Raw genomic sequence first — 18,524 nt, 5'->3', positions numbered from 1 at the left:
GGAAAAGAAGGCAAGATCACAGCGCGACAAAAGCGCTGTGACAAAAAATATGGAGAGTCAGGAAGTTACGCCATAGAGGCTTTGACATACACGTCAAAACGATTTTTTTTGGTTTCTATCGCCATGCTTGGCTTTTTGTCATGTAACCAATTGGCATAATCCGGACGTTTGACCACCACACGCTTAGTTGCCAATGCCATTGCAGGTTCCAATAGATCATCCGCGTCCAAATCCCCACCAACCAAAGACTGGAATACGCGCATTTCTTTCTTCACTAAGGCAGATTTCTTTTTGTTTTCCGGGTGCGGGTACATCGGATCAAGGTACACCACATCTGGTCTCACAAAGTTACTGTCTTGCGCCAGTTGCTCCAATGCATCATGACTTGAGGCATGAATCAACGACATTCGCTCCGACACCCAGGCACCGATTTCAGGATCCTGTTTTGCCCTAGCCAAACCGTCATCCAACAGTGCAGCAACCACTGGGTGACGCTCAACCATCTGCACCTTACAGCCCAAAGAAGCCAGTACAAATGCGTCTCTTCCCAAACCCGCAGTGCCATCCAGAACGGTCGGCGTTGCGCCCTTATTCAGACCTGCTGCTTTTGCGATTGCCTGACCTTTGCCGCCGCCAAATTTACGACGATGCCCAACCGCTCCGCCAATCAAATCGACATAAATGGCACCCAGCTTGGGCTCATCAACTTTGCGCAACTCTAATTGCTCAGCAGTCAGCACCAAAGCAAAGTCACTGTCGTCAGAATGGGACAGCTGCCAGCGAGCAGCAAGTTCATCAAGATGAGGCTGTCGAGATGGGTCTTCACAAATCAATTGCAGTTGCAAAAGGAGGCTCCAATAAAAATCGCGGTAACTGGCGCTGAGTTTACCTCACTACTGGCTTTCTTGCAGTAACTGTACGAAGCTGAGCGGATAAGTATAGAATTAACCACTAATCTCATACCCTACGGAACGAATTGTATGACTGCGAGCATGCCAAAACTTGATGAACTCGATCGCGCAATCTTAAAAACATTGATGACCGACGCCAGAACACCTTATGCAGAAATGGCCAAACAGTTCGATGTCAGCCCTGCCACGATTCACGTGCGGATTGAGAAAATGAAGTCGGCTGAGATCATTGAGGGTACAGAGGTTATCGTCAATACCAAAAAGCTGGGTTACGATGTGTGTTGTTTTATCGGTATCAACCTTAACGCGGCTCGTGACTACCACTCTGCACTCGAAAAACTCAACGCGCTCGACGAAGTGGTTGAGGCCTATTACACCACCGGCGCGTATAACATCTTCGTCAAACTGATGTGTAAGTCGATTGAAGAGCTGCAATATGTCCTTATCGACAAGCTTCAGGCGATTGATGAAGTGCAGTCCACTGAGACCTTAATCTCGTTGCAAAACCCAATCAACCGCAACGTCAATCCATAGTTCTGGATTATGTAGTTTTCTACCTACGTCATTCCAGCGAGCCATAGCGAGACTAGGAATCTAATAGAAGCGTGCTGAAAAGTGTTAGAAAAAGCTTTAACAACAAAGTGCTAGGAAAGAAGATCCTGAATCACGCTCCTTCGTCGCTGTCCAGGATGACGGGGGTTATTTGTAGATGCCGTTCACGATTAAGTGAACGGCATTGATCTGAAGATTATCTTAACGCTTACGCTGCGATACCAGAATGACGCAGCAGAGCATCAATTTTCGGTTCACGGCCCCGGAAGCGTTTGAACAGCTCCATCGGCTCTTCACTGCCACCCATCTCCAGGATGTTGTTCAGGAAGCTCTGGCCAGTGTCTTTGTTAAAGATACCTTCCTCTTCAAAGCGTGAGAATGCATCCGAAGAGAGCACTTCTGCCCATAGGTAGCTGTAATAACCCGCGCTGTAACCACCAGCAAAAATGTGGCTAAAGCTGTGTGAAAAACGCGCCCACTCAACAGCAGGAACAACGGCAACTTTCTGCTTCACTTCAGCTAAAGTTTCCAACACACGCGCACCCACGTCAGGATCATATTCAGTGTGCAGTGTGAAGTCGAACAGACCGAACTCTAACTGACGTAGAATGCCCATCGCTGACTGGAAGTTCTTCGCTGCCAGCATTTTCTCCAGCATCTCTTTTGGCAGAGGCTCTCCGGTTTCGTAATGACCAGAAATAAACGCCAGTGCTTCTTCTTCCCAGCACCAGTTTTCTAGGAACTGACTTGGCAGCTCAACCGCATCCCAAGGCACACCGTTAATGCCAGATACCGCACCCGTATCCACTTGCGTCAGCATGTGGTGAATACCGTGACCAAATTCGTGGAATAGTGTTACCACTTCATCGTGGGTAAACAGTGCTGGCTTATCGCCAACCGGACGGTTGAAGTTACAGGTCAGGTAAGCCACTGGCGTTTGTAGCTCGCCAGTTTGCGTAATACGACGACCACGACAGTCATCCATCCACGCACCACCACGTTTGTGCTCACGTGCGTAAAGGTCTAAGTAAAAGCTACCGCGAAGCGTATCTTCTGCATCAAAGATATCGAAGAAACGAACTGACTTATGCCATGTGTCCACGCCTTCACGCTCTTTCACTGTCATGCCAAACACACGGTTTAGCACTTCAAACAGACCACTCACAACCTTAGATTCAGGGAAGTAAGGACGCAGCTCTTCATCTGAGATTTGGAACAAATGCTGTTTTTGCTTCTCGCTGTAGTAAGCGATATCCCACACGTTCAGCTCTTCGATACCGAACTCGCTTTTCGTGAATTGACGCAGCTCTTCAATCTCGCGCTCACCTTGTGGTTTAGCACGGGTAGCAAGATCGTTCAGGAAGCCGAGAACCTGATCCGTGGTTTCTGCCATTTTGGTCGCCAGAGACTTCTCACTAAAAGTGTTGAAGCCCAGCATACGTGCGATTTCGTGACGCAGTTTTAGCTGCTCTGTAATGATTTCGCTGTTGTCCCATTTACCTGCATTCGGACCACGATCAGACGCACGAGTAACGTACGCTTCATACACTTCCTGACGTAGTGCCTGATTATCACAGTACGTCATCACTGGCAGGTAAGAAGGAATATCCAATGTGATTAGGTAGCCATCAAGCTCTTTCGCTTCTGCCGCTGCTTTTGCTGCTGCCAGCGCAGACTCAGGCATACCTGCTAACTCTTTCTCATCCGTAATGTGTTTAGTCCAGCCCATGGTGGCATCTAACACGTTATTGGAGAATTTAGAGCCCAGCTCAGACATACGCTTGCTGATTTCACCGTAGCGGTGCTGCTCACCAGCAGGAAGTCCGATACCAGATAACTCAAAGTCACGCAACGCATCGGTAATCGTTTTTTGCTGCGCGCGAGTCAGCGTCGCAAACTCGTCACTGGCTTTGATCGCTTTGTACGCTTCGTACAAGCCTTTGTGCTGACCAACCCAAGTGCCGTACTCAGATAGAATAGGCAGACAACTTTCGTAGGCTTCACGCAGTGCTTCGCTGTTTACGACTGAGTTAATATGACCAACTGGCGACCAGATGCGGCTCAGACGGTCGTCTGTTTCTTCCATCGGCGCAATGATGCTTGCCCAAGTTGGATGCGCGTTATCTTTCAACACCTCTTCAACTTTGGCGCGGCAATCCGCTATCGCCTGCTCAATCGCAGGTTTGACGTGTTCTGGTTTAATTTGCGAAAACGGAGGCAGATCCGTAAACGTCAGAAGTGGATTAGACATGAATAATTCCTTTTGTGTTTTGGCTTTGTGACTACCTATAAAATAGGTCAACTCAAGGCGCAGGAAGCCAATAACATGGATGGAGGGATATCCGTTCCCCTTCTCTATGCAGCGAAGACCACTTGGGTCAACGAGAGCAACTCTGTCCTTGAGTCTGGTAATGCCTAAGTGAGGCTTTTACTCTATAGGTGTTTCGCACTATTGGAGTACGCACTCTCACTTAGGTTCAATATTTAGTAAGTATGGGTGATTTAAAGATATTTCAATAGTGATAAGACTATTCTTTGAGCAAAGCCGAAAGCATACTCTGCATCTTTAAACGACTCGGGTATAATACGCCCAATATTGCAAAATTTATTGTATCTGAAATCACAGACCACACTCAGTCAAAGAGTGTTTCGAGAGTTTAATTTGTTAAGTTACCGCCACAGCTTCCACGCAGGCAACCATGCTGACGTGGTAAAACACATCGTTCAAAGCCTCATCCTTGATGCGCTGAAACAAAAAGATAAGCCATTCGTTTATCACGATACCCACTCGGGTGTGGGCCGTTACGATCTGACTCACGAGTGGTCTGAAAAAACCGGCGAATACAAACAAGGCATCGCACGAATCTGGGATAACCCGAACATTCCTGAAGACATAAAGAGCTACATCGATGCCATCAAAGCGCTTAATAACGGCGATACGTTGCGTTACTACCCGGGCTCACCGCGTGTTGCGCGTGCTCAAATCCGCGAGCAAGACCGAATGGTATTAACGGAACTGCACCCTGCGGATCACCCTCTGCTGGAGCAAGAGTTCGACCGCGATCGTCAGGTAAGCATCTATAAAGAAGATGGTTTCCAACGCTTGAAAGCGAGTTTGCCGCCACAAGAACGCCGTGGTTTGGTGCTGATTGACCCGCCGTATGAACTAGCCAAAGAGTACCGTGATGTGGTGCAGGCAATTTACCAAAGCCACAAACGTTGGGCGACCGGCATCTACGCGATTTGGTATCCGGTTGTTAGCCGACTCGACATCGACGACATGATCGAAGGCTTAGAAGCACTGGGTATTCGCAAGATTCTGCAAATTGAGCTTGGCGTATCTCCCGACACCAACGAGCGCGGCATGACAGCATCGGGCATGATTGTGATTAACCCGCCATGGAAACTGGAAAGCCAGATGAAAGAGATTCTGCCGTTCCTGCAAGAAGCGATCGCCCCGGCGACGGGTCACTGGAAAGTCGACTGGATTGTGCCAGAGTAACGTTTACTCCACTGAAATACCTGAGCGCAGCGATTATTCGCTGCGCTTTTCTTTACTCTTCTCAACACATATATCCTCATTTTTGTGCCTCTCATCGCTATTTGTCATAAGCATTGTCGTTTTTTCCCATTTAGCAATTGGCAAGATTCGATTTATCATAGGTAAACATTCTTAACAAAATGTTGCGGCGATATTGAGTTAACATCTCATTACCCCAATGTATCTGTTAACCAGAAATTCATACGCTCTTGGAGAAAGTAATGGCGACTCATTTTGACTATATCTGTATTGGTGGCGGCAGTGGCGGCATCGCATCTGCAAACCGTGCGGCTATGTACGGCGCGAAAGTAGCGCTGATTGAAGCACAAGATCTTGGTGGCACCTGTGTAAACGTAGGTTGTGTACCAAAGAAAGTGATGTGGCATGGTGCGCAAATCGCAGAAGCAATGAACCTATACGCTGCAGATTACGGGTTTGATGTCGACGTGAAAGGTTTCGACTGGAGCAAACTGGTAGAGAGTCGCCAAGCCTACATTGGTCGAATCCACGAATCTTACGATCGTGTTCTAGGCAACAATAAAGTCAATGTCATCAGAGGCTTTGCGCGCTTTGTTTCAGGGGAAGGCATAGACGAGAAAACCGTTGAAGTAAACGGTGAACACTACACAGCGGATCACATCCTGATCGCAGTCGGTGGTCGTCCAACGATTCCAAACATCCCGGGCGCAGAATACGGCATCGATTCAAATGGCTTCTTCGACCTGGCTGAGCAACCAAAACGCGTAGCGGTTGTTGGTGCAGGCTACATCGCGGTTGAGATCGCAGGCGTACTACACGCACTAGGTACGGAAACGCACTTGTTCGTACGTAAAGAATCGCCGCTACGTAGCTTCGATCCAATGATCATCGAGACCTTGGTTGAAGTGATGGACGCTGAAGGTCCAAGACTGCATACGCACTCAATTCCAAAAGAAGTGGTAAAAGAAGCAGACGGCAGCCTGACTCTGCATCTGGAAAACGGCGAGAGCCAAAACGTTGACCAGCTAATCTGGGCAATCGGCCGTCACCCAGCAACGGACGCAATCAATCTGGCGTCAACTGGCGTTGCAACCAACGACAAAGGCTACATCAAGGTAGACGAATACCAGGAAACTAACGTGAAAGGCATCTACTGTGTAGGTGACATCATGGAAGGTGGTATCGAGCTAACGCCAGTAGCGGTTAAAGCAGGTCGCCAGCTATCTGAGCGTCTGTTCAACAACAAGCCAAACGCGAAGATGGATTACGACTTAGTTCCGACGGTTGTATTCAGCCACCCACCAATCGGTACCATCGGTCTGACTGAACCAGAAGCAATCGCAAAATACGGCGAAGACAACGTGAAAGTGTACAAATCCGGCTTCACAGCAATGTACACCGCGGTAACGAAACACCGTCAGCCATGTAAGATGAAACTGGTATGTGCTGGTGAAGAAGAAACGGTAGTTGGCCTGCACGGCATCGGCTTCACGGTTGACGAAATGATTCAGGGCTTCGGCGTAGCAATGAAGATGGGCGCGACAAAAGCAGACTTCGACTCAGTAGTAGCTATTCACCCTACTGGTTCAGAAGAGTTTGTTACCATGACGGGTTAGTGTAGGAAAAACATCTTACACACATAAATAAATCTGGAAAATAATCAACCACTGGCTATGCTGTATGTATGGCCAGTGGTTTTCTAGGTGAATTTATGTTTCTCATACAATCAAGCAATGTCTATAAACAGACAGAACTGTCAATCAGTGACAACACCTGCCAATGCTCTCCTGTTAAGACGAAGGGGAATATTGGCTCTCTCCCAACTCTTTTCAATGGTGATGGTTCATTCAACCATGAAGCCAATAGTTACCTCTTTTACCAAAAAGCCATTAAGGATGCTAAAGACCTTAATCCCTGCTCCCAAGCCCTTTACGCCTATTATCAATTCCTTGAAGATGAGAACTTAGCGTGGGATGCATTCCCTCCCGTCAAAAGGCTAAAACCAACTTACCTATTTCGCTCTCACCTACTAAAGCAGATTAAAAAGGGTGACTTGGCGCATAGCACTGCCAGCGTTCGAATGAACCAAATCGTCAATTACTATAAATGGTTGATGCATGACGGTTATCTAAAGATAAAGAACGAGAAAGAAGCGCCATTCAAAATGGAATTTGTTTCTGTTCAGAGCTCGGGAATATTAGCTCACGTTTCACCCACTTTTACCGTAGAAACAAGTGACCTACGCATTAAAGTCCCTAAAGATGCCGACAGTAGCAACATCCGGCCTCTCACTCCGTTGAGCCAAGAGTTACTGAGTATTCTCGCTCAATATCTACCCAAGGCTTCAGAGGAACTGCGCTTACAGGTGCTTATTTCTCTGGATACGGGTATGCGTATCCAAGAGATAGCTACGTTATCCACTAGAGCTATCGAGACAGCGACGCCTGTAGCTGAAAGTAAGCACCGTTTTGAGTTATCGATATCACCTCAAACAACAGGTGTGATGACCAAATACCTCAAGTCTCGCCAAGTAGAAATCTCTGCCGAGTTATTATCGACATTGAATGAATATCGCGTTTCAGAGCGAAGAATCAAACGGGTAAACAAGCTTGACCAAAAACTTGAAGCACTGCCGGAAATGGCAGATACGCTAAAGAAAGAGGTGCTTGAGCGATTGGAGCTATCTGAGCGTCACGAACCTTTGTTCGTCAGTGAGCAAGGTAACCCCGTAACCGCTAAGTCGATAGAAGCTCGTTGGACAGAGCTCAGATCCGAGATTAAACAGATCCATCCTACATTCACACATCGCTTTCATGACTTGCGCTCGACTTATGGCACTTATCGACTCAATGACATGCTTGAAGCAGGGCTATCTTCATCAGAAAGTTTGGGGCTACTAATGGGATGGATGGGGCACCGAAACGAATCAACCACTTGGAAATACTTACGCTACTTGAAGCGCAAAGAGGCTTTCAAAGTTAAGTTCGGCATTTTAGACGGCATCATGCATGAAGCATTAGGCGGTGTGAATGAGTAATATCACTTATTTGCACGGCTGGAAACCAGAGCTTTGTATTCAATTCGACGACAACTGTTTGGCCGACTTTAATCGCTTCATCGTCAAGGAATTTCCTTCAACAATAGCATTACAGCAGGGAGGTCACTTTGAAGATGCAAATAGGGAAGGCTTTATCCTTCAAATGAAATCTCGCTTTGATGACTTTATGGCCGAAGGGAAAAGCCACCATACACTATACGATACCTATCATCAGTGCTCTCTCTATCTCCGTTGGTGCAATGAGAACAATGAAGAGGCATTCACACAATACGCTACAGAAGCTTACTTTGGGTTTCTCTATAAAGAGGTATTGCTTGGAAAAATAAAGCGCTCTACCTACAGACATAAACGCTCTAAGATGCTGCGTCTATTTTGTGATTACTTAGACCTGCCAAGTACGTACTTCGACAGCATCACCATCACGGATGGAAGTGATGAAGACTCCTTTGAGGCTTATACTCGAAGTGACTTGAATCAATTACTGCCGTTTTTACGCAGCCTTTTTAAACAAACTGCCAAGCAGTTTATTGAGAATCCAGAAAAGCACATAGATGCTCATAAGAACGTCCCAACCATGACGTTTAACTGGAAGGGAAAGCAGTACAAACTATGTGGTGGTATCAGCAAAATGATGTGTGCGGGCACGTACCTACTGGCTTACTACACCTACGCCAATACCAGCGACTTATTCCAACTAAAGCAGCCAGATAACGCCTCTACATCAGTCGGTGAGATTTGGTACACCATGCCCGCTTTTAAGCGCCGAGCATTCAAAACCATCCAAGTTGAAATGGGCAATCATGAGCTGGACATCCCTAAATACGCAATGAGCTTCTTTGATATGCTGCTTGAAGCATCACGCCTGATTTCCACAGACCCCAACGCTACATTATTGCAAACGGTCACCTCAAAACAACGCGTTCCGATCAAGAGCGGAACTTTGCGAGATTTCTTCGGGGGATGGGTCGAAAAGCACTTTACCTTCACTGACCAAACAGGTCGTCGTTTGCGCCCTGTTATCAGTCGCTTTCGAGAAACGGGCGCACAAATCACGACTTACCATCAAGGTGAGTTGGTGAACGACATAATGCTCAACAACACTTCTAATACGAGAAAGCAAAACTACAGTAAGGGAAACCGAACTGCCAATAATGGGATGATACAAGATGCGATGTCCTTGCGAGAGCAAGAGATTAAGCATGGTGAAAGCACGAAAGAAGCTCAAAAGAGCTTAGGCATTGATGTGTTGGTTATCGAGGCAGAAAACAAAATCAACCTCCCTAACTTGAGTCGCACTCCGAACGGAGGAAGTTGCTCTGAGCCTTTTGGTGAAAAGTCAGAAAAGTACACAAGAAAAGCGCTCAAGCATGGATTGATTAAAGACGGTGAGAGATTGGCGTGTGCCGACTTACTTGGTTGTTTTGGTTGCCCAGACCAAGTCATAGTTCAATCTCTCTCAGACATTTGGTGCCTATTAAGCTTCAAAAGCTGTATTGAAGAATCCCTGTATCGCCACCTTGATGCTCATCACTACAAGAAAAACTTTGAAGACATCATTGTGTTTATTGATACCCAGATTCTACCAAACATTAAGACCTCTCTACTTAAAGCAGCAGAAGAAAAATTGGACGATGAGGGCTTACATCCGAACTGGGATGGTGCCGAGTCAGTGCTAAACCTCATTCCACCACAGGAGACATCCAAATGAGCAATGATAAATTCAATACTGATCATTTATATCTAGCTGACTTTCCCGTTGAGCATAAAGTCCAGCCTGCCGATATTGTCACCTTGTACCATGAGCAGCGATTCGACGAAATGGATGCCGTGGTTGTTTGCCGAGATAAAGACGGAAATATCACCGCCACCTTCGGCCAAAGCAATTGGAATTGCTTTGCTTTTTCACGCAAAAAAGACAAGAACAATCTTAATTTTTCACAATTAGATTCCTATCCAGAATTACAACGAGAATTGAAATTGATCACTTACGGTTGGTTACTTAATCTCTCTCCAACAAAAAGAACGGCACCAAAGTTTTCAACCGTTCAAAGCCGACTTTGCAAAGCTTTGGCAACCTACCGATTTCTCGCACAAGAAAGTGCGCACTCTCTCTCTGCACTTTCATCTTCCAGTCTACGTCAGAAATTCGATGAGCACTTTGTCGAGAGTGGGTTTAGCTCTGGCTCACTTGGGCAGGTATTTACAGCCATCAACACAGCTATAGAGTACTCCCCTTGGCATAAGATAGCTTTAAGCCTTGCTCGTATCGAATCAAAAAAAGAAGCTAGGCGATTAAATGGCATAGGACAGCAACAAACATTGGTTATTCCTGAACGCCTTTGTCACGCCATCTATGGCGAAGCAATGGCTCTTATTGAAGAAGCGTTCCCTCATGCCACGCTCATTGCCAATACTGAGCGTGACCTCCAAGATAACTACATGCAAGGGAAGCAAATCTTAGAAGATAAGGTGAAATCTGGCGGTATCTTCACATTCATGAATCCAGATGGGAGCATTGAAACCCAAAAGTTTGCTACGAATATTGCATATAATCAACCCAAGCAACCAAATGAGCTGATTAAGCCACTGGCAAGAAAGCTTCCCAATATCCCCTTGAAGAATGGTGATGATTTTAAGCGCTACTTAGGGCAACTAATCACGGCAAGTTACATTGTGTGTGGCGGTTTTAGTGGTATGCGTGATAGCGAACTGGATAAACTCACTTCGAATAGCTATTACCAAGACTCACTGAGCGGCCGAGATCTTCACCTTCTTCAATCTCATACGTTTAAATTGGGTGAAAAACGAGAAACGTGGGTCACGGCGGCCGTATCAAAAACCGCGATTGATTTGATGTCCATCCTCACAAAAAGATGGCGAGAAAAAGCGCAATACCCCGATGAGGAATACGCAAATTCTCTTTGGGTGAATCAAACTCTCCGCTCTCATGCGCCGAAATTAATTTCAAATTGGAATGAACGGCTAAAACGGTTCTGTAAACAGTTTGATTTTGTTGTGACTGATGAAGATTACCAAGAGTGTGTGGAGTCGAACCCTCGCTCACAGGTTAAAATTGAAAAGCAGGTTGTGGTTGGTCAACCTTGGCCTCTGAGTACTCACCAATTTAGACGCACCCTAGCGTTTTACTGCGTGAAGAACAGGTTAGGAACGCTGGTAGCACTAAAGCAGCAATTTAAGCACCTATATCTATCGATGACAGAGTGGTATACCAACGGTGGTAAACTGGCGAGTCTGCAAGATTTAAAGGTGGATACGAAAATACAGCAAGCACTCGAAGAGATTAATGCTGAAACCACCGCGAATAAAATCTTTAAACAATGGCACTCTGATGAAAAACTCTCAGGTTCTCACGGTAAAGCCATAATGAAGATGCGAGGTGATGTTCCGACGATCTACAGTTCATGGGACGTTATCTACAGAGCAGTCAAAGAAGGAAAGCTGACCCTTCACGGCACAAGTCATAGCTACTGTAAAAATGGATACAATTGCGATATGGATGGAGTGGTAATGCCTCAATTCTGTGTTGATTGTAGTTCTGGCAGTAGCATCATTGATGAGCAGCAAGCTAAGTGGTGGCAGAAAAAGCACCGAAGCTTAACAACTTATATGGCTTATGGTGACGATATATCGGTAACAGACAGAAGTCACTATATTACTCAAATTAGGGCGGCAGAAAACGTGATGCAAGATTTTGGTATGGAATTTACGGCCTTTGAAGCAGAACTAGCCGTGATGGAGATTTAGGCATGGGGAAAAGTGAAAATACACTCGTTGCGCTAGAAGCTGCTTTAGACCGAATTGCTAAAGGGAAACCCAGACGGATACCTACTCATCGTAAGCTCAGTGTGAGAGCCGTTGAAGAAGAAGCAAACTTGGGTAATGGCAGTGGTTATTACTACCCTGATTTTGTTGAAAAGGTTAAAAAGACCAAAGCTGAAATTGCGGCAGGCAAAGGTGAAATCATCCGGCCAGAGGTCCAGACGGTACGTGCAAAGCTGAACGAGGAAAAGCGCATCAAGGATAACTTCAAGGCCAAGTATGAGATCGAACGGGAGAAGCTAGCCCTTTTCTCGGCTGCACAACACCATCTAAACGACAAGCTTGTTCAGGCGTTAGCTCGTATCGATGACCTTGAGTATGAGAATGCGGAGCTTAAGGAGGAACTTGCCAAACTGAAAAGGAGCAAGGTCGTGCCGATTAAATAGTGCAGCCCCTTATGCCCACTTGATGCGCACCTCAAGTGGGCATGCTTCTAGCTAGTTATTGGACAAAACCTTCTTAGCTCATAAGGCTTAGAGCTAGCTGTTCAGATAAGAAAAAGTACCTGAAACCTTAAATGTTATACACCTTTTATCAGCGCTTTCCAGTCCACATACTTACCGATGTTGGTTAGATTACTTTGGTCAATATAACGTGACTTGAGGTATCGTTGACAAAGAGAAACATATTCTAAAACTGCTTGATAAACCTGATCACTATCCGCCGAACGGGGAAAACTTATCTCAGGCACTAACTTATGAGTCACATACTTAAATTGCTTTCTACGTGATTTTACAAAACGTTTCTTATCATCCTGCCAATATGAACCACGTATTTGATTGCCCATGATATGTATCTCTATGTACCCAATAACCTCATTAAAGTCCCATGCCCCACCGTATGTATCACATAGGTGTGCTCTAAAACGATTAAACCAATGAGGGTCTTTGATAGCGTACTCTCTTTTAAACTGCTCATCTGGTCCACCAAATATCGACTTTTCTATAAATAACTCTCGTTGAGTGTAATACTTTCGTTTTTCGATTCGATAGACTGGGAGAGTTACAATATTAATAGATTTCAAGCCAATACCTCTATAAATTGAGCCGTTGGTGCATAACGCTAAGCTAAGTGACTACAAACGCCCCACTAAACGTAAAATTACCACCGTAGATACATAAAGCCAATCTGAACTAAAACCGCCACGCGTTTGCAGTCCGACTTAAGCGACGTGTTATATTGTGGCTTCGTAGTTCTTTTTAACCATTTCTAGTATGCGCTTTAGATACCTAGAAAAGATTTTGTCCCACTCTGAAATTAAAGTTGAAGCATCTGCATCATGATATAGAAAACCGCTTTCATGATTGGCGGAGTAACCTTTCAATTTGCCCTGTCGAAGAGCATGACGGTCTAAAATAAAGCTATGTTCTTTGACTTGTCTACCACCGCGATTTGCGCCATGAGCAGCAAAACTGTTTCGAATATCAAAGATTGTACAGCCTTGAATTTCGCTTAATTCAAACTCTATCCCCATTTTTCTAAGAAGAACTAACATGGCTTGCTGCTGCATATAAACAGCATTAAGGACACCATAGAAGTACAAATACAACTCACCAAAAGATAGCGACTGATTTCGCTCGAAGAACGAATGTTTTGCTAATTGGGTGTCTTCTAATAGGTAAAAACTGTCAATGATTGAGTTGTAAGCGTCACTCGTAGCCACAGATACTATGGGATATAGCTCTTCATCATGGTCAACATTACAAGAATGGTCAGAGATAATCTCCCGAGTCAAAGCTATTATTTCATCAATTTCCAAACGCTGAACTCCAAAAACAATATAAGGCCCAGTTAAAGGGTGAAGCACGCAATGACCAAGCCACCGCATTGCACTTCAACATTGAACAATTTGTTAGGCACCATTTGCCCTCATGTTGAATTCGTCAGCTAAGAAATTGGCATTCTTTATATACTGACGTGCTGTTGCAGTGGTTATATCTGAGTCAGTCGCATGTACCGCCTTATTACGCAATAAACGTAGCTCTTGATGAGCGGTTTGGAATGCGTCGATATCTAAATTTCGTTCTCTTGCGAGTTTGAACAGACCTTGATGAGAAATATCCTGAGGAAATCCGTTGGCAATACAAAAGGCACTAGTTGCCTTTTGCACTTTCAGCCATGCTTCCAAAACTGCAGCCCTAGGTGATGTTTCAGCTAAGTCTTCAAGAGCCACAGATGTCCCTGCAGTATCAACCCCCACCTTAACTTCCTCACTTTGTTCAAACGAGACTAATTTTTCTAATCGTTCTTGGAATTCTGCTTCTATTTCACCGTACTTAAACTTAGATACGCGCCCAAGTAACTTCCCCATAGGCTCTTTCAAGATCAGTATGCATAGGAGCACTGTTATTGGCCATGCAAGGGAATCGATTATTGATGCTACAAATTCGAGTGTCTTCATATAACTATTTTTCTACGTACTGCTCTGCTGGTGCCTAACGTTAAGCTAAGTGGCTGCAAACACCACCATCCCTCAAATAACCACCGTAATCACATTAGCCAACTTGAACCAAAACTGCCACAGGTTTGCAGTCCGACTTGAGCGCCTTGTTATGTGTTAATTCCATTCGTTGATATAGTCGATTGCAAATTCTATATATGCTATTAACTCTTCAACGCATTGAGGGAAATAATACTCAGCATCATCAGGGTGTAAGTTGTCTTTAGGCAATAATGTGTATTCAATTTCATCGTTGAACAAAGGGTAAAGATTATGAGTAAGGTAGTTCCGACGAACCAGTATAAACGCCAAAACTTCACTAAGCTCCTCAGTGACTAATTCATGTTCTTTACAGCTCCCAACAAGTTGACCTAACATAGCTCGGCTAAGGTTGTATCGCACTTTAATACTACTCGCGAGAACAATTGACTTTAATGCCGATTCCAACTTTCCAGACATCAATAACAATCGCCCCAAGCTTTCACAGAAACGCTCACTTTTGAGTAACTCATCATAAAACTCTAAAGACATTTCTGGATTACTCCTTTACACATGGACAGTTAAGGGGTGAACAACCCAATACCGAAGCCGCTGCATACCGCCTTAAACAAAGGAACTACGTTCAGTTTCTAACTGCCTGTGTACATTTTCCTTATGTTCTCTGGCCATTTACTTGTGTCTTTACCAAAGATAGATACCATTTCACCATACTCTTTACTTTTCTCGTTTTTTTCTCCAATGGCAAGAAGCCTTTCATATTCGGCATAATGAAAGGTGCTTAATGAATGGAAGGAAAGTTTATCTTTCTCATTTTTCTCCCGTTTAGCACATAGCTCAAGCTTGGAGTAAAGCCTGTGTAATCCCAAGTTTTCAAATGCTTGTTGGATTTCTTGGCATGTATGAGCAAAACAAGTCTTGTTATAGATGGAGATTTTAGGGATCAGCATTTCTGTACAATACTCATTAAGCTCATCGTATCGTCCAGCTTTCTGAAAGTAGGGGATAACCTTTATCAGCGCCGCTTCATCAGGCTCGCATTGTGTGTATACCTCATTCAATACCTCAATAGCTTTGTTAAAATCCTTGTCCCTTGCAAATGCGCTTGCTCTTTTAACTAATGTGTGTGTATCCATACAGTCCTCTAGTACGAAGTGGGCCTGAACCCTATTTGTAGCTCATCGAAAAGTTTGAATGGTAATCAACTAAACACATAATGAAACATTAGCTAAATTGGGTCAAACAGGGATAACTCAAGATGTTGCGAGCAACAGTTCTAAGAAGAAAAGGGGCATTTTCAATTTAGCAAAGCAAGGCGGTTCCCAACCTTCGGATAACTTCTCGTATCCCAAAACGTCAAAGATCACCGTTGTCGGCGGTGGTCAATTTGCAATAAAATGGATATAACCTTCCATCCCTGAACCGTGGTGTCAGATTCAGTTTATTCAGGATTCGCCTCAATGTATTCGATGCACTAACTTGAGTGGATCATGCTCCCTTGATCAAGAGTGCTTAGAAGAAAGGATATGGAATCCTTTCTCATAGGTTGCACATCTACTGGGAAGTCGTATCTATCACAGATGTCTTCGATGCTTGCATGTAATTTTTGCAGATCTAACCTTTTGACTCTTGCTCTCATTGATTCCGTCTTATGCATGATAAACTCTTCAATAATGAAGTTTAGATAAACCCGCACAATGGTTTCTTCTTCCACCGCTTTAAGAGTTGTTGGTGCTAACTCTATAATATATTTGGATAACCATACAGATTCATGGTCTCGTCTTTTATGGGCTGTGTTTTTTAGAGGGCTACCGATGCCTTTATTCTGTTTTAAAGTAATGTAGGCTCTTAGTTCTGCTAGCTGCATTATCGTTTGGGAATAGAGAACCTGTTGAAAAACTCCAAATAGAGCAGGACTGTGGCTGTTGAGTGCTTCTTCAGACTGAGTTAGCCGACTTAGCGTATGATATATGTTGGTAAGGTTAACTAACTGCTGGGTTATGCTGTGCATTGCGAACACCTCTTATTTTGTTAAATGCACAACTCATTTTGCACATAAAACACTCGAATGCAAAAGTACGTTTTGCTCCTCTATAACAACAGGTCAGTCAGTATTAGCAATATTTATTGTATTGTCGGCGTTTGTTTTTGCAAATACACACCAAGTTGCAAATACTGCGTAATTAGTGGCATTTCACCCAATAAAATTGAACAACATAAGGCTTTAATCATGAACAAGACTCTAGTCACAATTGCTGTACTTTTACCTGCTCTACAAGGTTGTGTTTCTACACCTGAAGCCGAGCCCATGAAGCATGAAGAAGTAAGCGCTGTTACCTACGATTACACGATCAATAACACAGAAAAGAGTACACTATGGATGCGAGCAAGAGGACACTTTGCCACCGTCTATGGTGATAGTCGTTCTGTCATTAGACTTGAAGATGAAGATGAAGGATTGATAATTGGCAAAGGAGCTGTCAATTGGAATATTTATGGTGGAGCATTAAACCTAACCTGTAGCTCCGAGTATAACATCAGATTCATGGCGAAAGACAACAAGGCAAGATTACAACTAGAGTTGATTAATGGCGTACCTACTTATTCGCGTTGCAATGGGTGGCCCCTTCCTAGCCGTTACGGATACAATCAGATTTTAAGCTCTTATAAAGACCTATCTATGGGGTTAGAGTCAGCTTTAAATGGTAAAGGAAAGATAGAAGCATTTAGTGATTTTTAGCTACATAAAGACCAATTATCACAAAACCGTAAATATGAATAGTAGAGCCAACAAACTAAGGCAATGACGCCCAGTTACAGTCTGTGTTTTTTTGCTAATTTGTATAACAATGCAGACAATAATTACTCGTTAGGAACTCCGTTTCTTAACGTTTATGTGAGTTTCCGTGCATTGAAACTGTGAGGCCTGCTATTAGTAAAAGTCGGGCTATTTTTTAGTGGGGATTATCAGCGTTCTGTTGCTCAAGCTTGGAAAGGGGCATTTTTGATTCAGGCTAATTTGTGCAGAAGTAATTTGTGCAATAGGCTGTTGCACAATTTGGCCAGATGGAAGTTATTGCAACAGTCCAACTGCCGAGAAATCCGTATTGCTAGTTAGTGCTATGAGAGCGATCTACACCAAAGTTTTCATCTGGAAGGTCTTGCTCATCATCGAACATTACAATGCTTCGACGATGCTCCTTTAGAGCAGATAACGCAACTTGAAAACAACTTTCACACATATCAAGGTGGTGAGTAATGCCGTCCATTTTTGACCCAAAACCCCAGTTGGCAGTCAGTTCACCAACCTCTTCTAACTGAACGCCATTTGAATCGACCATCACGCTAACACCACAAATATCACAATGTCGATCAACAACGACCTCTATCGTTTTTTGTCCATAAACTTTCATTGTGAACTCCTGTCGCTGATAAGATTAATCATTACTTGGATGTTAGCCAGTACCAAATAACGACCAAGTAGTAGCTGAAAATTATAGCTGTCCTAAAGGCAACTGAACAACAATTACCAAAGTCACTGAATAATCATCGTGACTCAACGAAGTAGCCGCTTATGTAGCCACGTTAAACGTATTAGCAAAAACTAAGTCATATGACAGAGCATCAGGGAACAGGCTCAATTGACGCTGGCACACAATGGGGCAAAGGTGTGTTTGCCGTATTCACCTAATTGCTGATCACATAATTAGGTAACAGCTTGTTGACTTAATTTCGGGGCACTATGGTATTCATCACGCAAGTTGCGTCACGCAGTCTGCGTGATAGATCTGTAACTCGCTACGGAACAGAAGTGCGGTGCAGTTCTTAAATGGGGAAATGTTTTTCCTCATACTCCTCAACTAATGCAGCTAGCCTTTCAAGTTCGTCACCTTCTGGTGTTCCTGGTTCGGCTGCATCAAACAGAGATTCAATTCGCTTCAATGCGGCTTTGTAATCACTTTCAGAGGGTTCAAAGCCCAATTCATCCAATGTTGCTGCAGCCAGCTCATCAGCATGTGCAGTATGGGGTGTCATCCCCTCAACCATTTCTTTTTCTGACAACCGTTTTTTGCTCATAGCTCGCTTTTCTATTCAAAATGACATTGGATAATTTATAGCATAATGAGTTACTAGCTATAACGTAAGGACTGCCCTGAAGTAAGTAATGGGGCAGAACCGATTCAGGATAACCTGTAAGATCTGTGC

The 18,524-nt window shown here is 44.3% G+C and carries 18 protein-coding genes; 8 read left to right on the top strand and 10 right to left on the bottom strand.

Going from position 1 to position 18,524, the window contains the following annotated elements; all coding sequences use genetic code 11:
- Positions 1 to 65: 65 nt before the first annotated feature.
- The gene (locus ACWYU8_RS16880; RefSeq protein WP_457520895.1) at positions 66 to 845 is read right to left on the bottom strand and encodes a class I SAM-dependent methyltransferase; all 780 of its coding nucleotides are present in this window, start codon (positions 843 to 845) and stop codon (positions 66 to 68) included.
- A gap of 135 nt (positions 846 to 980) precedes the next feature.
- Here ACWYU8_RS16880 and asnC point away from each other — a divergent pair, with 135 nt between their 5' ends.
- Positions 981 to 1,445, top strand: coding sequence for a transcriptional regulator AsnC (gene asnC / locus ACWYU8_RS16875; RefSeq protein WP_457520894.1), 465 nt, complete (start codon positions 981 to 983; stop codon positions 1,443 to 1,445).
- Between the two features lie 226 nt (positions 1,446 to 1,671).
- On the opposite strand, the gene prlC is transcribed toward asnC, so the two are convergent.
- Positions 1,672 to 3,714 (bottom strand): oligopeptidase A, encoded by a 2,043-nt coding sequence (prlC, locus tag ACWYU8_RS16870; RefSeq protein WP_457520893.1) that lies wholly within the window; start codon positions 3,712 to 3,714, stop codon positions 1,672 to 1,674.
- Between the two features lie 411 nt (positions 3,715 to 4,125).
- Here prlC and ACWYU8_RS16865 point away from each other — a divergent pair, with 411 nt between their 5' ends.
- The 6 genes from ACWYU8_RS16865 (at position 4,126) to ACWYU8_RS16840 (ending at position 12,267) form a co-directional block, all read left to right on the top strand.
- Positions 4,126 to 4,965: a 23S rRNA (adenine(2030)-N(6))-methyltransferase RlmJ gene (locus ACWYU8_RS16865; RefSeq protein ID WP_457520892.1), complete on the top strand. Its 840-nt coding sequence runs from the start codon at positions 4,126 to 4,128 to the stop codon at positions 4,963 to 4,965.
- A 260-nt stretch (positions 4,966 to 5,225) separates the two neighbouring features.
- Positions 5,226 to 6,599: a glutathione-disulfide reductase gene (gene gorA / locus ACWYU8_RS16860; RefSeq protein ID WP_457520891.1), complete on the top strand. Its 1,374-nt coding sequence runs from the start codon at positions 5,226 to 5,228 to the stop codon at positions 6,597 to 6,599.
- 95 nt (positions 6,600 to 6,694) lie between these two features.
- Entirely contained in the window at positions 6,695 to 8,020 is a 1,326-nt protein-coding gene (locus ACWYU8_RS16855; RefSeq protein ID WP_119565014.1) for a site-specific integrase, read from the top strand.
- Positions 8,013 to 9,749 (top strand): hypothetical protein, encoded by a 1,737-nt coding sequence (locus tag ACWYU8_RS16850; RefSeq protein ID WP_457520890.1) that lies wholly within the window; start codon positions 8,013 to 8,015, stop codon positions 9,747 to 9,749. The genes ACWYU8_RS16855 and ACWYU8_RS16850 overlap by 8 nt, the downstream gene beginning before the upstream one ends.
- Complete coding sequence (locus ACWYU8_RS16845; protein ID WP_457520889.1) at positions 9,746 to 11,806, top strand: hypothetical protein; 2,061 nt, start codon at positions 9,746 to 9,748, stop codon at positions 11,804 to 11,806. The genes ACWYU8_RS16850 and ACWYU8_RS16845 overlap by 4 nt, the downstream gene beginning before the upstream one ends.
- 2 nt (positions 11,807 to 11,808) lie before the next feature.
- Entirely contained in the window at positions 11,809 to 12,267 is a 459-nt protein-coding gene (locus tag ACWYU8_RS16840) for a hypothetical protein (protein WP_119565121.1), read from the top strand.
- A 134-nt stretch (positions 12,268 to 12,401) separates the two neighbouring features.
- Here the strand turns inward: ACWYU8_RS16840 and ACWYU8_RS16835 are convergent, their stop codons facing one another.
- The 6 genes from ACWYU8_RS16835 to ACWYU8_RS16810 form a co-directional block, all read right to left on the bottom strand.
- Positions 12,402 to 12,905, bottom strand: a complete 504-nt coding sequence (locus ACWYU8_RS16835) for a hypothetical protein (RefSeq protein WP_258498251.1) — start codon at positions 12,903 to 12,905, stop codon at positions 12,402 to 12,404.
- A gap of 150 nt (positions 12,906 to 13,055) precedes the next feature.
- Positions 13,056 to 13,640 carry a hypothetical protein gene (locus ACWYU8_RS16830; protein WP_317590452.1) on the bottom strand — a complete coding sequence of 195 codons (585 nt, stop codon included), beginning with the start codon at positions 13,638 to 13,640 and terminating at the stop codon, positions 13,056 to 13,058.
- Between the two features lie 93 nt (positions 13,641 to 13,733).
- Positions 13,734 to 14,192 carry a hypothetical protein gene (locus ACWYU8_RS16825; protein WP_258498247.1) on the bottom strand — a complete coding sequence of 153 codons (459 nt, stop codon included), beginning with the start codon at positions 14,190 to 14,192 and terminating at the stop codon, positions 13,734 to 13,736.
- Positions 14,193 to 14,438: 246 nt separating this feature from the next.
- Positions 14,439 to 14,852, bottom strand: a complete 414-nt coding sequence (locus tag ACWYU8_RS16820) for a hypothetical protein (RefSeq protein ID WP_258498245.1) — start codon at positions 14,850 to 14,852, stop codon at positions 14,439 to 14,441.
- A gap of 98 nt (positions 14,853 to 14,950) precedes the next feature.
- Positions 14,951 to 15,454, bottom strand: coding sequence for a hypothetical protein (locus tag ACWYU8_RS16815; protein WP_258498243.1), 504 nt, complete (start codon positions 15,452 to 15,454; stop codon positions 14,951 to 14,953).
- A gap of 338 nt (positions 15,455 to 15,792) precedes the next feature.
- Complete coding sequence (locus ACWYU8_RS16810) at positions 15,793 to 16,329, bottom strand: hypothetical protein (RefSeq protein WP_457520888.1); 537 nt, start codon at positions 16,327 to 16,329, stop codon at positions 15,793 to 15,795.
- Positions 16,330 to 16,548: 219 nt separating this feature from the next.
- On the opposite strand from ACWYU8_RS16810, the gene ACWYU8_RS16805 reads away from it, so the two are divergent.
- Positions 16,549 to 17,058 (top strand): DUF4468 domain-containing protein, encoded by a 510-nt coding sequence (locus tag ACWYU8_RS16805; protein WP_457520887.1) that lies wholly within the window; start codon positions 16,549 to 16,551, stop codon positions 17,056 to 17,058.
- Positions 17,059 to 17,428: 370 nt separating this feature from the next.
- On the opposite strand, the gene ACWYU8_RS16800 is transcribed toward ACWYU8_RS16805, so the two are convergent.
- Both ACWYU8_RS16800 and ACWYU8_RS16795 read right to left on the bottom strand, forming a co-directional pair.
- A complete protein-coding gene (locus ACWYU8_RS16800) occupies positions 17,429 to 17,731 on the bottom strand; it encodes a hypothetical protein (protein WP_062854507.1) in 303 nt (100 codons plus the stop codon).
- Positions 17,732 to 18,143: 412 nt separating this feature from the next.
- Positions 18,144 to 18,395: a hypothetical protein gene (locus ACWYU8_RS16795; protein ID WP_457520886.1), complete on the bottom strand. Its 252-nt coding sequence runs from the start codon at positions 18,393 to 18,395 to the stop codon at positions 18,144 to 18,146.
- Between the last annotated feature and the right edge of the window lie 129 nt (positions 18,396 to 18,524).

The sequence above is a fragment of the Vibrio limimangrovi genome (assembly GCF_054064025.1).
This window is presented reverse-complemented; position numbering and strand designations above follow the sequence as displayed.

What these genes read in the sequence shown, in the direction of transcription:
- asnC (WP_457520894.1), top strand. Translation starts at nt 981, where the DNA reads ATGACTGCGAGCATGCCAAAACTTGATGAACTCGATCGCGCAATCTTA.
- prlC (WP_457520893.1), bottom strand. Translation starts at nt 3,714, where the DNA reads ATGTCTAATCCACTTCTGACGTTTACGGATCTGCCTCCGTTTTCGCAA.
- gorA (WP_457520891.1), top strand. Translation starts at nt 5,226, where the DNA reads ATGGCGACTCATTTTGACTATATCTGTATTGGTGGCGGCAGTGGCGGC.
- ACWYU8_RS16855 (WP_119565014.1), top strand. Translation starts at nt 6,695, where the DNA reads ATGTTTCTCATACAATCAAGCAATGTCTATAAACAGACAGAACTGTCA.
- ACWYU8_RS16850 (WP_457520890.1), top strand. Translation starts at nt 8,013, where the DNA reads ATGAGTAATATCACTTATTTGCACGGCTGGAAACCAGAGCTTTGTATT.
- ACWYU8_RS16845 (WP_457520889.1), top strand. Translation starts at nt 9,746, where the DNA reads ATGAGCAATGATAAATTCAATACTGATCATTTATATCTAGCTGACTTT.
- ACWYU8_RS16840 (WP_119565121.1), top strand. Translation starts at nt 11,809, where the DNA reads ATGGGGAAAAGTGAAAATACACTCGTTGCGCTAGAAGCTGCTTTAGAC.
- ACWYU8_RS16825 (WP_258498247.1), bottom strand. Translation starts at nt 14,192, where the DNA reads ATGGGGAAGTTACTTGGGCGCGTATCTAAGTTTAAGTACGGTGAAATA.
- ACWYU8_RS16820 (WP_258498245.1), bottom strand. Translation starts at nt 14,852, where the DNA reads ATGTCTTTAGAGTTTTATGATGAGTTACTCAAAAGTGAGCGTTTCTGT.
- ACWYU8_RS16815 (WP_258498243.1), bottom strand. Translation starts at nt 15,454, where the DNA reads ATGGATACACACACATTAGTTAAAAGAGCAAGCGCATTTGCAAGGGAC.
- ACWYU8_RS16810 (WP_457520888.1), bottom strand. Translation starts at nt 16,329, where the DNA reads ATGCACAGCATAACCCAGCAGTTAGTTAACCTTACCAACATATATCAT.
- ACWYU8_RS16805 (WP_457520887.1), top strand. Translation starts at nt 16,549, where the DNA reads ATGAACAAGACTCTAGTCACAATTGCTGTACTTTTACCTGCTCTACAA.
- ACWYU8_RS16800 (WP_062854507.1), bottom strand. Translation starts at nt 17,731, where the DNA reads ATGAAAGTTTATGGACAAAAAACGATAGAGGTCGTTGTTGATCGACAT.
- ACWYU8_RS16795 (WP_457520886.1), bottom strand. Translation starts at nt 18,395, where the DNA reads ATGAGCAAAAAACGGTTGTCAGAAAAAGAAATGGTTGAGGGGATGACA.